Source organism: Candidatus Nitrosopumilus sp. (assembly GCF_040878665.1).
Lineage (GTDB): Archaea > Thermoproteota > Nitrososphaeria > Nitrososphaerales > Nitrosopumilaceae > Nitrosopumilus.
This window is the reverse complement of the sequence record NZ_JBBDLU010000002.1, coordinates 19,409-31,321: the sequence shown is the minus strand read 5'-3', so window position 1 is coordinate 31,321 and position 11,913 is coordinate 19,409. Positions and strand designations below refer to the sequence as shown.

20 protein-coding genes are annotated in these 11,913 nt (G+C 31.1%); 5 read left to right on the top strand and 15 right to left on the bottom strand.

Annotation, left to right across the window (positions count from 1 at the left end; genetic code table 11):
- The 6 genes from WDZ98_RS01385 to WDZ98_RS01360 all read right to left on the bottom strand — a co-directional run.
- Positions 1-204 (bottom strand): hypothetical protein (locus WDZ98_RS01385; protein WP_368058318.1); only part of this gene is annotated, 204 nt, incomplete at its 3' end.
- 448 nt (positions 205-652) lie between these two features.
- Positions 653-862 (bottom strand): universal stress protein, encoded by a 210-nt coding sequence (locus WDZ98_RS01380; RefSeq protein WP_368058320.1) that lies wholly within the window; start codon positions 860-862, stop codon positions 653-655.
- Positions 846-1,262, bottom strand: a complete 417-nt coding sequence (locus WDZ98_RS01375; RefSeq protein WP_368058322.1) for a bifunctional nuclease family protein — start codon at positions 1,260-1,262, stop codon at positions 846-848. Before WDZ98_RS01375 ends, WDZ98_RS01380 begins: the two co-directional genes overlap by 17 nt.
- Positions 1,259-1,471, bottom strand: a complete 213-nt coding sequence (locus WDZ98_RS01370) for a hypothetical protein (RefSeq protein WP_368058324.1) — start codon at positions 1,469-1,471, stop codon at positions 1,259-1,261. Before WDZ98_RS01370 ends, WDZ98_RS01375 begins: the two co-directional genes overlap by 4 nt.
- Positions 1,472-1,786: 315 nt before the next feature.
- On the bottom strand, positions 1,787-1,954 hold the full coding sequence (locus WDZ98_RS01365) for a hypothetical protein (RefSeq protein ID WP_368058326.1): 168 nt from the start codon (positions 1,952-1,954) through the stop codon (positions 1,787-1,789).
- Between the two features lie 609 nt (positions 1,955-2,563).
- A complete protein-coding gene (locus WDZ98_RS01360; protein WP_368058328.1) occupies positions 2,564-3,385 on the bottom strand; it encodes a CBS domain-containing protein in 822 nt (273 codons plus the stop codon).
- Positions 3,386-3,483: 98 nt separating this feature from the next.
- On the opposite strand from WDZ98_RS01360, the gene WDZ98_RS01355 reads away from it, so the two are divergent.
- Positions 3,484-3,681, top strand: coding sequence for a hypothetical protein (locus tag WDZ98_RS01355; protein ID WP_368058330.1), 198 nt, complete (start codon positions 3,484-3,486; stop codon positions 3,679-3,681).
- A gap of 66 nt (positions 3,682-3,747) precedes the next feature.
- Positions 3,748-4,122, top strand: a complete 375-nt coding sequence (locus WDZ98_RS01350) for a hypothetical protein (RefSeq protein ID WP_368058332.1) — start codon at positions 3,748-3,750, stop codon at positions 4,120-4,122.
- Positions 4,123-4,240: 118 nt separating this feature from the next.
- Here the strand turns inward: WDZ98_RS01350 and WDZ98_RS01345 are convergent, their stop codons facing one another.
- The 8 genes from WDZ98_RS01345 to WDZ98_RS01310 all read right to left on the bottom strand — a co-directional run bounded on the left by WDZ98_RS01345 (position 4,241) and on the right by WDZ98_RS01310 (position 10,193).
- Positions 4,241-4,561 carry a hypothetical protein gene (locus tag WDZ98_RS01345; RefSeq protein ID WP_368058334.1) on the bottom strand — a complete coding sequence of 107 codons (321 nt, stop codon included), beginning with the start codon at positions 4,559-4,561 and terminating at the stop codon, positions 4,241-4,243.
- Between the two features lie 305 nt (positions 4,562-4,866).
- Positions 4,867-5,307, bottom strand: a complete 441-nt coding sequence (locus tag WDZ98_RS01340; protein WP_368060903.1) for an AAA family ATPase — start codon at positions 5,305-5,307, stop codon at positions 4,867-4,869.
- A 616-nt stretch (positions 5,308-5,923) separates the two neighbouring features.
- Positions 5,924-6,772, bottom strand: a complete 849-nt coding sequence (locus WDZ98_RS01335) for a CBS domain-containing protein (protein ID WP_368058338.1) — start codon at positions 6,770-6,772, stop codon at positions 5,924-5,926.
- A gap of 90 nt (positions 6,773-6,862) precedes the next feature.
- Entirely contained in the window at positions 6,863-7,012 is a 150-nt protein-coding gene (locus WDZ98_RS01330; protein ID WP_368058340.1) for a hypothetical protein, read from the bottom strand.
- 55 nt (positions 7,013-7,067) lie between these two features.
- Positions 7,068-7,424 carry a DUF6659 family protein gene (locus WDZ98_RS01325; protein ID WP_368058342.1) on the bottom strand — a complete coding sequence of 119 codons (357 nt, stop codon included), beginning with the start codon at positions 7,422-7,424 and terminating at the stop codon, positions 7,068-7,070.
- Between the two features lie 4 nt (positions 7,425-7,428).
- A complete protein-coding gene (locus tag WDZ98_RS01320; protein WP_368058344.1) occupies positions 7,429-8,022 on the bottom strand; it encodes a PEFG-CTERM sorting domain-containing protein in 594 nt (197 codons plus the stop codon).
- A gap of 56 nt (positions 8,023-8,078) precedes the next feature.
- Positions 8,079-8,555 (bottom strand): hypothetical protein, encoded by a 477-nt coding sequence (locus WDZ98_RS01315; RefSeq protein ID WP_368058346.1) that lies wholly within the window; start codon positions 8,553-8,555, stop codon positions 8,079-8,081.
- A gap of 225 nt (positions 8,556-8,780) precedes the next feature.
- Positions 8,781-10,193: a rhodanese-like domain-containing protein gene (locus tag WDZ98_RS01310; protein WP_368058348.1), complete on the bottom strand. Its 1,413-nt coding sequence runs from the start codon at positions 10,191-10,193 to the stop codon at positions 8,781-8,783.
- A 101-nt stretch (positions 10,194-10,294) separates the two neighbouring features.
- Between WDZ98_RS01310 and WDZ98_RS01305 the strand changes: the two genes are divergently transcribed.
- Together WDZ98_RS01305 and WDZ98_RS01300 are read left to right on the top strand one after the other, a co-directional pair.
- Complete coding sequence (locus WDZ98_RS01305; RefSeq protein ID WP_368058350.1) at positions 10,295-10,552, top strand: hypothetical protein; 258 nt, start codon at positions 10,295-10,297, stop codon at positions 10,550-10,552.
- Between the two features lie 94 nt (positions 10,553-10,646).
- Positions 10,647-10,973 (top strand): winged helix-turn-helix domain-containing protein, encoded by a 327-nt coding sequence (locus tag WDZ98_RS01300; RefSeq protein ID WP_368058352.1) that lies wholly within the window; start codon positions 10,647-10,649, stop codon positions 10,971-10,973.
- 9 nt (positions 10,974-10,982) lie between these two features.
- Here the strand turns inward: WDZ98_RS01300 and WDZ98_RS01295 are convergent, their stop codons facing one another.
- Positions 10,983-11,570, bottom strand: a complete 588-nt coding sequence (locus WDZ98_RS01295) for a hypothetical protein (RefSeq protein ID WP_368060901.1) — start codon at positions 11,568-11,570, stop codon at positions 10,983-10,985.
- Positions 11,571-11,726: 156 nt separating this feature from the next.
- On the opposite strand from WDZ98_RS01295, the gene WDZ98_RS01290 reads away from it, so the two are divergent.
- Entirely contained in the window at positions 11,727-11,858 is a 132-nt protein-coding gene (locus WDZ98_RS01290; protein ID WP_368058356.1) for a hypothetical protein, read from the top strand.
- Positions 11,859-11,913 lie beyond the last annotated feature (55 nt).

Sequence of the window (11,913 nt, the reverse complement as noted above, 5' to 3'; positions counted from 1 at the left end):
GTTTCCTGCAGAATCAAGTGCTATTCCAATTGGTGCTTTGAATTGACCATCATCATTACCAACAGATCCAAAACTAAAATCAAAAATAGGTTCAGCATAGATCCATCCAAGATATATTAAAAAAAATACTGAAAACAAAATCAACAGAACATACAGATTATTTGAAATTAATTTATGCAAATGTACCTTAAAAACAGAGGACATACCATGCATTGCTATCAAATATGATTTGAATTTTTTGTATTATAAGTGAGTGGAGATTATCAATCATACACTCTCCTAAATACCAAAAAGTTGTAAAATAGATAGGAAAACCCACAAAAAGTCATAATCTGAGATCAACTTTAACAGCAAATGTCCCAACTAAATTTTGTTAAACAAATAACAAGTATGATAATGAAGTATCTTTAACACTTTTTGTGCCTATAGATTTACAAAAAGTGTATAGTATGTCAGATTACCAATCTTTAACATTTGTGCATTAACAATTAGTGATATCAGGCGCATGTCCTATACACCACCGATTAAAAACCAAACGTGATGCTACAAAAATTAAGATTGTCAAATCTATCCAAAATAGAAAGAGTAAGACTAACCACGGAAATAAACACGTAGAAGATCCTATTCTAACCCACGTAGACTACCCAGAATCTTATTTCACTATGGTCACTGGAGCCTTTGCCTTATGTAAGACAAAGTTTGATGTACTTCCAAAAAATAATTCCTTTGGAAATCCCATTCCTCTGGATCCAATTACAATTTGATCAATCTTGTTTGCAGGATTGTTAGCAAATGTGGTTAAATCAACACCTGAAGAATGACCTCCAATAACAATTCCTTCAAATTTATTTCTGATTCTCAATTTTTTTCAAAAGTGATTTTCTTATTAAAATTGGAATGCTGTAATATGTTGCCAATGCTATTGCATCTGATGCTCTAAAGTTTCTAAACACTAGATCTTTTTTTCCAGTAAAATACAGATTTGCTCTAAAAATATCTCCACCTTCATAGATTTTGACTTTGACTAGGCACATCTCATTTTCCTCACAAATCTGCTCAACCAATTTGTATATGGTCGGCGGTTCCTCACGTTTTCCTTCTAAAAAATTAGAAATGTATCTTGCAACTTCAGATGAAAAACCTGACATTGTAAATTCTACTGTTTCGTCTCTGAATACAACTGCTCCGTTAAGAGAATCAATCACCCCAATCTGATCAATCTTTACCGTTTCATAATCTGGGTCAATCTCATTAATTTTCATGGATATTCCTTCATCACTTTTACTACTTTTTCTTCTTCTTTAATCATTACTTGCTCAAATTCCAATCTGAGATTATCACATTTGAGTTGTTTTTCACTTTCGCTCATTTTAGAAAATCGAATATCTCTTATTTCATTAACAATTGCCGAAATCTTTTCATTTGTTTCATACATTATCTCATCAATCTTTTTCTGAATTTCAGGATTCATATTACAATCTAAATAATAGTTCTTTAGATTAGTGTTATTCTGATTCCTGTTTTTGATAATTATGATAAATTGTTAATTAGACAATATTGTTTTTCAGTCCCGAATAGTTGAATGGTATTTTTTACAGCATGAACAAAATTAGATGCTTTTTGGCTGTTCGTGGTCTTTTTTTACGATTAATTGATCAAAACCTTCCTCCAGGATAGGTATCTCAAGTTCTTTGTTCTGTTTGTAAATTAGCGATAATAGAATTGAATTACGTTGTGCTTTTGTCTTTGTTCGTGTTTTTGTATTGATAAAGTTAGATTTGTATCATCAACCATGATACGTTTCCTTCTTTGAGACAACTCTATGTATTCCAATTCTTTTTCCTACGGTTGTTAAAATATGGTAATGCTCGTCATAATTGAAATTTATCTTTCTATATGTAGTCTTTCCACTTAAAGCAACTCCAATCATCAGTACATATTCTATTTGTTTCATCCATCATCACTTTACTATGTTCTTTAAAAATTTGAATATCTTACAATGAATTTTCATCCGTTTATCATTTAATTTTATCTGTGATTGTATCTCATATCAAAAAATACTTGGCGTCATTTTGTTTAAGTACTTAATTCATTGCTAAATATATTAAATTAATAGATCACGGAAACGCATTATACCATATACCAATGTATACCGCATTGAGTTATCACCCTACGTTTCCGTGTGTTGCATCAAACCGAAGTCTAATGCATACTATAATGTACAAAAATAATATTTAAAGAGATAATACCATTATCACCATTGATTTTTAAAGATAATTGCGGTTTAAATCCAAATCATTTTTAATTTTCATTTGGCACTAATTTGATAATATCCATTTACAGTAAATTTGAAAAACAACACACAATAAAAAATAAATCTAAAAAATTAAAAACAAAATTCCTAAAAACACATCTAACTATTTTTCCTGACGAGGAATGCAAAATTATTCTTAATGATGATATCAAAAAAAGAAAAATTATTGTGATTCAATAAAAATAGAATGCCCCCTATTTAGGTATGAAATTGTGCTTGTTGTAGTAATGAATTAGAACGTGTTATTAATTATGATTTTGATATCAATTCAAGAATATCCTTAAATGTAATTATTCCCTCAAGAGTTTCTCCTATCTTAACTAAACAACAAGAAGTGTCAGTTTTTAACATAGAATTTAGAATTTTGTCAAGATCATCATCAGGAGTACATTGAGGAATTCGCATACTTCCTATATTTCCAATTTCAAATTCTAATTTATGTGCAGTTCGGATTCCTACAGACCTGTTACCTTGACGTTCTTGTGGTATGAGATATTCTATGATATGTGCAGGGGTGAGAACTTGTCTTATTTTTCCATTATTCATTACAGGGAGATGATCCAGTCTCTTTGAAGTCATTATCTTCTTAGCATTGCTAAGATGTTTTTCCGAAGATATTGTGATGGGATTTTTAGTGTAAATCATTTTGGCTTTGATCGATTTGTTGCCTTTAGTTGAAAGTAATTCCAAGATTTTTTTTGCAGTGACAACTCCAATTATTTTGTTATTTTCTACTACTGGTGCCTCACGAGTTCTATAATCTGAAATAATCTTTGCAGCCTTTTGAATTGTATCATTTGAGTCAATATGAGAAACAGAATAAAGGAGAGATTCAACATCCATTTTAGAAATATTTTTGGCATCGAGTAATACTCTAGTATTAGTTGAAAGGGTAGATTTCCCATTAAAATGAAAAACATCGTATGAATTATTTTTTAAAATTTTATCAATTACACTTGAAAGTAAATCTGATGGCTCAACTGTAATGACTTTAGTGATTAGTGACTTTACTTTGGCAGTTTGTATATCTCTTAAATATCCATAAATTTTCTCCGATGTAACAGAATCCATGAATTTGATTTATTTGCAGATTTAATAAAAAGAAGATGCTGATAATCAAATATGAATATGAGATTGTTATTTATTACAGAGATTAATATTGGATATGGATGGTTCGAAATAAAACTCGTAAAACAGATACTGAGGAATTAAAAAAATTACAAAAAAATGAAAAAATACGTAATGATGCAAGACGTAAAGGTCAAAAAAAAGGCGTGAGTATATCAACAGATAAACCAAAATTGAAAACTGAAAAAACTGACAGACCAGCACGAAAAACTACTAAAAAAAGAGTTTCAATTAGATAAATAGACTTTATTTTCACATATGAGAATATCGAATCAGTTTATCTGCCAACGTGATGAGTTATGATCATGGTCATTGCAGGAATGTATATGTTAAACAGTGCAAAATATACAGAAGAAAAAATTAACAAAGCTCTTGAAATATTATACACAGATAGAAAAAATGAATTTCATGAATTATCACAAATATGTCTAGGAAAAAAGAATATACATGGAATGCCTTACTGGAGAGAATTTATTTTGAATTTTTGTTTAGATGTAGAAGATTCTTTTAAAACATGGACAGGTCAAAAACCTCCCTCTGTAACTTCCCCACAAAAAGCTTTGACAATCCTGAGACAAATTGGAAATGGTATGACCTCGATGAATAAATTAACACATATGCTAAACCTTTCATATAATCTCTCAATGGAATTTAAAGAAATTTACAAACGTTTGAAATAGTATATTTTTACATTTTGATGATAGATTATTCAAAACTCATTGATTTGTAAATTCAGACAAGTTTCCCAATCGGTACAAAATTCTATATTTCTAAGGAAAAGTCATGTATGATGTTGTCTTAATCATTTTTCTGAAATACTCTGTATTCTCCAATGATTGAATTACATTTGTGACAAGTATATTGTCCTCTCTCTATCAAAATTAATCCATCGGCAACTACCTCGTTTGGTTGCTCTTCTATTTGTATCTGGGTTGGACCATCAAATTCAGAATTACACTGTTTACAAAAATGTTTTATCATTTTTGCAGTATCTAGTTTTTCAAGTGATGCTAGAAAATGCTTATCCATGTTTGGAACAAGTTTTGATTTATTTACTTGATCATCGTTAAGATCTGCATTAATCCATCCACCTGAACCTGCTAGCTGAATTTCTGTCATCCATTATGATGTCTTAATTGGCACTAAAATACTGTTTGATGATTAAATCTTAGTTTATCTTCCACATGAAAAAAAAGTCAGTCTCCTTCACTATGGAGACTCTGAAATGCATTAACTAGTTTATGTGAGCATTGGGCTCTTCCAGCTAACACCGCGAGATGTCTCTGACTCAATGAACATACTAAGATTACGTTTTTGTTAAAAAACCTGAGCCAAAAATAATTACTTTTAGGTTAAATTTCTAAACGTTCGATCACATCTTTTGTTATTATTTTTCAAAAATCAATTTTGATTTCAAAATCAAACTAGGTGTTTTTAGGTTGTTCATAATCTTTTTTTACAATTAATTCATCAAATCCTTCTTCAATTACTGGTGTTTCTAGTTGTTTGAGTTGTTTGTAAATTACTACTATGGGGAATGGATCACGTCTACTTTTTTGTCTTTTTTCAAGTAATACACTTGAGGTGTTCATTAAAACTCCTCTCACCTTAGCATGGTATTTCTTTGCAAGATCTATGTGTTGTTTTCGTATAGCAACAGTTAGATTTGTATCATCAATTACCACATTTTTTCCTTCTTTGAGACATTCTTCGATGTGTTGGAATTCTTTTTTTCTATCATTATCAAAAAATGATAAAGCCACGCGTTCATGATTAAAATTTGCCTTGAGATAAGTGGTTTTACCACTCAATGCAACCCCAATCATTAAAACATATTCTAGTTTATGGTCATACATTTCAATCATTTTAATAGATGCGGTATTCAGATTTCAATTTATTGTATTATCAATGCCAGTTTTTTGAGTTAGGAACCACAGTACATGTTGCTCTAAAATTACTTTTTTAGATGTAATCATTTCTAAATTTTAGCCTCATTTATTTTTACCAAATGCACCTTGATGATCAGTCAAACAACATGAACATTGTTTTGTGTAGCATTCATCAGTTTTTTCATGTCCACAAGAACCACAATGACAGAAAGTATCATCTCTCATAATTATAGAAAACAAGATTGATAGTTAAATTAGATCAAAATTCTCACATGTGAAAATAGAGTATTTTCAATATATGTTAAAGAATCAAGAGGAAATAGAATTATTTCAAAAGTCATTAGGAAATAATATTTTTCTTATTACATAAATCAATCAATGCCCACCTCCAAAAAATTGGAAAATTTGTCGTCGCTCATATATTGCAACAAAAATCAAAATGATCAGCCCTATAATCAAACTCAAGTCTTCAGAGAAGAATTTTGCTGAAACTTCCCAGATGCCTCTCCAAAACAAAACTAGCCCAATACCAGTAAGTAACAAAAAAATTGTACGTTTAGTGAAAATATTATCTTTCAATTCTATTCTATAGTTATTTTAAAAACGCTACAGCTTTTACAATGTCAGTCTTGCTGATTATTCCAACGATATTACCATGTTTAGATAAAACTCCTGCACCATTGATGTTTTTATCTAAAAGTAATTTTCCTGTTTTTGCCAAATCATCATCATAATTTACAGAAACAATATCTTTACTCATGATATCATTAACTTTTACACTTCCACCAAACCCAGATTCAGAAATGAATCCTTTTCTAGGAAATATCACAGACATCACAGGATCAGTGTTATCAAGAACATCATCATAGTTTCCTTGTTTTAATGCCAATTCAAATAAATCTCGAAACGTAATGATTCCTACAGGTACTTCATCATTATTTCGAAGTATTACACGAGATATCTTTTCGTCAATCATTTTTAGAACCACTTTGTATAGAGGAGTGTCAGAGTATTGCCAGGCATAATACGGAGACATGTACTCTCCAACTATCTTTTCGTCAGGGTGTGTTTTTGTGTAATATCTCACAAGATCAGTCTTTGTTAAGATTCCAACAACTTCATCTCCGGATTTTATGACCAATGAACCAATAGATGTTGTCAGCATTATTTCGGCACATTCTATCATGCTTGTATGTTCATCAACCGAAATTATTTTTTTGAAAATTGTAGACAATGGAATTTCATCTAGTTTTCTTTCAGTGTTATCAGTTAGAAGAAAGACGCCCAAATCTTTTTCAGTAACAATGCCTGTGATTTTGCCATTTTCTGTGACTAAAAGTCGACTTTTTTTTTCATCAATTATTTTTTTTAAGACATCCGCAAGAGTGGATTCGTATTTTATTGTTCTTGGCGTATTTTTATAATCTAAGGCATATTTCATAATTTTACTAACTCAACTAGATATAAAAAACACAAGGCAATTACCACAAATGAAAATGGATAATTGAGTATTTGGAGAATTTTTCAGAGATTATCCTAATTTTTTAATCTCTGTTCTAACTTCTTCTAATTCTGCTTGGAGTTTTTCTTTAGAATTTAATGAAAGTGAATCATCACATAGTTTTTTTAAAATTAAAAATTCTTTATTCTTTAATGAAGAAAGATAACTGTATTCGGTCATAATTTTTCAATGATTTTTTTAAAAATTATTATTTTATGCTTCATTTTTACAACAGCTACAACAAGTCTAAAACTTTTCTTGCAAGTACATCAATATCTACTGTAGGTTCTGCAGATATGAAGAGAATTGTATCCACAAATGGAATAGTCATAGTTACAATATTTTTTCTTCTAGCAGCAGCATATTCGACTGGACCTAAATTTTCATCAAAATCCTGCCTAGTTCTAATTCTCAAGACTGCTTCCATAAACATCTTTTTCCGTTCATATTCATCTTTTAAGGGAGATAACCCAGGTTTGAAATCACCTACAACGAGATTTCCCATATAATCTAGGAATCCTACGAATCTTATCTCAGGTAATTCCAATATAGATTTACATTTTTCCTGATTTGTTTTATTTTTTGAAGACATAGTATCACTTGGTTAACCCATTCCAGCTATTTACAAAGAATGATTTTCGTGTAAAACATATCAATCCAATCATCGAAACACCCAATAATAATATTGTAAACATGCCAAATTCAGGAATAACTTCAGTCCCAATTATTTCAATATTTTTTGTTTTTTCATCAATAATGAATCCAATTACATGATCACTTGGAAATTTCATTAAATCATATCTAGTGTCTATACCATCAACTAAAACTATGAATTTTTCACCATCAGCATAAAGGACATCTTCAGGAACTCGTACCCAAAAATCTGTCTTTTCAGGAACGTCATCCATAAAAATTTCAATAGATTTTCTTTCCTCATTTACATTCATAGAAGACAATGATGGAAAAACAGCATCAGAGTCCATAGCATCAAGACTCCCATGATATCCATAGTAAACATCGTATGATTTATCATCAAAAATAAAAGTGACTTTTTCAGATTCTAATTGAGAAATATCAAGATATTGTGCATATGCTCCCATATCTTCGAAAACATGCTCTGCATAGACATACTCAGAACTATACACAGTTATCAAAAGTGAAAGTAATGTGATTCCAAGAACTTGTTTCATGCGAATGATGAAAAAACCATTAATAAAAACAAGTTAATTGATTGTCAACGTTGATTTTAAATTAAATCACGAAAAATTCCTGTAAATTCATCACTAGGAACTACAGTTACCACTTCCACAAATCCCAAATGTTCAAGATATTGTCGTTTATCATAGTATTTGTAAAGACCTTCTTTTGTAGGATATATTGTAATGGTTTCTCTGGCTCCAGGTTCTAACAAATCTGTTTGAACATCTAATCCTTCAATGTATAATCTATGATGAGTATCACCATTATTGATGACAGTTAAGACGTATGCAAATGAAGTTCTAGTTATTAAATGAGGATTTGGTTCGCCGCCAATACCCACTATCCCTTGAAGTTGAACTATTCCATCAATATCTTCAAAAGCAACAGTCTGTTCAACTTTCTCTTGCCAAAAAATTAAAACATGTCTAACATTTCCTTGACCAATTAAGCCGATCATTCCTGCCAGAGCTCCAACACCCACTACAATTGCAATAATTATCAATGCCTTATCCTTTGAAACCACAAATAAAGTAATATTTTGAGTCCTATTTTTAAATTGCACATGATTGTTAAAGTTGAAAATCATCACAAATTTTTGTTTTTGACCTACAATTCTTAAATGGCTTCAAAAGGTCTACTGATAAGATACTACAGTAATTAAGAGTATCATACTAAAAACAATAGTTTTCCAGGATTGTTGTCCAAATCCAATTGCAGAATTCAGCATTGTAAGATCCATTAGGTGAATTTACCTCCCAGTAATGCTACATCTGTTTGGTCCCAGTTCTAAATCAGGAATGTCAGTTTTAACTAAAGGTATAGAGCCTTTGTTTATCTGAATTATTTTTTGATAGTTCATAGGTCGAGGTACTGTAACACTGACTACTTGTTTTACAAACTCTTCTTTTGACAGAGTTAACACATCGTGTTTTTTTGCCTTTTCTATTGTAGTTGAATAGATTCCATTCTCAGGAATCACAGATATTCCGTGATGTGTTGGAAAAACTATTGTGTCTAAAGGAAGTTTCAATAGCTTGCTATGCAATGAATCATAAAGTTGCTCTGCAAATTCTTCTGCATTATCCCTAAGATCAGGCCTTCCAATACTTTCAATGAACAGGATGTCTCCAGTGAAAACATATTTTTCATTTACCACATATGACAAACTCCCAGGAGTATGACCGGGTGTATGAATTACACGAAGTTTTGATGTGCCAAACGTCACTATTTGTCCATCATCCAAAAAAGCAGATGATCTATCCCACACCTCAAGATTGCTTTCATACATCAAAGCCCCAGATAGAGTTGCCAATTCTTGTGCTGCAGATACATGATCTGCATGTTGATGTGTGTCAATTATTTTAGTAATTTTTACATTCTCTTGTTTTGCAATTTCCAGATATTTTTCTGTTGGATAAAGCGGATCAATTACTATTGACTCATCTTCAGAAATTACAATATATGAGAGGCACCCTTTGCCAATTTTTTCTACTTGAATTACTGTAGGATTTTCTGCAACTTTTACTGCATTGAGTACTTGACTCCATCCTGCAAGACCACCATCAAGAACATTGGATTTGATTCCATTTCTTGCTAATGCAAAGGTTGCAACCATGGCTCTATTTCCATGCGGACAAACTGTTACGATTTCTTTATCTTTGGGAATTTTAGATATATTCTCAGATTTGAATAAATCTTTGAGTGGAATATTCACACTGCCGGGAATTTTAAAATCAGAAAATTCATCAGCGTCTCTAACATCCAATAAAAACAGTTTTGGGTTTTGAAATTTTTTCCAGAGTTCGTCAGGTTTTATCACGGCAGTTGGACTTCCCTCAATTACTTCTTTATTCCAACTTTTCATCCCACCTTGAAGATAGTGTGCATCTAATCCAAATGAACGCATCATCTTTGTAGTTTCTTCAGACATGATTCCATCATCATCGATGAGAACTAGTTTGATATTTTTTGGAATTTTAGGCATTATCGTATCTTTAGTTCTAACATCACAAACAGCGTGCACGGCTCCATTGATGTGTCCTGTCTTGTAAGTTTCTTGTAATCTCAAGTCAAACAACAATAATGATTCTTTTTTTTGGAGTAAATCATATAATTCATCAGAAGTGATTTCAAATTTTTTGACATTGTTTTGATCAATCATATTTAATTTATCCTTAAAGGGTATTTACAATTATGGATTTGATGATTGCATGTGTTTTTCAATTTTTTCTAAAAGTCGTTGTTTTAATGTAGGATCATTAATTGCGTGTTCAAGTAAAATTTTCATTTCTAAATGATGTCTGTCCATTTCATCAATTACTTGTTGGAGTTTCACTATGGGCTCTTTATTTAACAGACATTCCACAAGAACAATTTCAAGAGGATCCAAGATTTGAAGAGGAATACACGAAATATCATCAATGGAATGTTCTGTTTGGAACTATACTTGTAGCAATTGGATGGGTTATTGCATTTTTAGGGCGTAAAATGAGACGCAGTCAAGGTTCTAAATTAGATTAAAACAGTTAATTCAGAATTAACATATTTTTGTTCATCTTACAATGTAAGACAGTGTGTACTCACTGATTATATCAAATTATAATCATTCTTATTCATGCAAACATTACAACAAACCTTCAAAGTTGAAGAAACAGAGAAAAAAGACAGCATACTTGAAATTTTATCAGACAAGTATTGTAGAGCCATCCTTGAATCCATCATGTATACCCCAAAATCAGCAATTGAAATCACTGCTGAGACTCAAATTCCAATGAGTACAGTCTATAGAAGAATGCAAAGTCTTCATGACAACAAACTAGTTGTAACATCAGGAATGATTACAGATGAAGGAAAAAGACTATTTATGTACAAAAGCAAGGTCAAAGGAATTCAAAGTTCATTTAACAATGGTAAGACAGAAGTTGAGTTAATCCTCAACTAGTTTATTTTTCTAATATTCGTGCTCATTAAAATCAGTCCCTAATGAGATGGTAACAATCACAGTGGCTTCCGTGGTTTGTGCTTTAATATTTTGATTAGGTAAAAATTCATGGAATATTTCTTTTAAAAGTTGTTCAGTTAGTAACGACCAGTTCATTCCAAGTCCATGCTGAATAATAAAGTGATGTAATTCTCCTTCAATTCTATGATCTGACTTCATTCCTGATGCTCGCATATAGTCTTCTAATGTTTCAATACATCTTTTCAAATCATATTTGCCTTTGATAAATAACACTGCATCTTTGATTACGGGTTTTATCATGTTGACTATCTCGTTGATCTCTGCCGAACTCATCTCTATTCCCAACGTGTCTAGAATTTTTTTTGGGACTGGAATCATTCCAATCTTATCTGCAAATCTATCCCACTGAATGTACTTTTCTAAAATTTGTCTTGCCATTACATTGTGAGATATGTTGTTATTCATAGCTTCAGTCTCAATCTCTTCGACTAATTTTACAGGTAATCGATATGTTACAGTTCTTGTTTTTTCTTTGTTGTGAATGTAAGGTTTTCTTTGGACGGTAAAGAAACCCATGTGATTGTTATAAAGAACATGACACTTAAATTTTATCAAATTAGACACAAAAGATGTTTTATTTGAAGTGATTTTCAACTGTGAATTTCAAGGAACATAGTTTATGTGTGAAAATCAAGATTGTTTATGGACAAGTTTTGTAAAAAATGTGGAAGGATGAAGAAAAATCCCAAATCTACTCATTGTTCTGATGAATGTCTTTTTGATGAGATTAAAAAAAGTAAATCACTTGATGGAACATCTAAAGGAGTTGAGATATGGTGTGAAGACGCACATCCCTGGACGTGATATTATTTACAATTTCTGACGGGTCATTGATTATTCTTGAAAGGCAATTAATTTT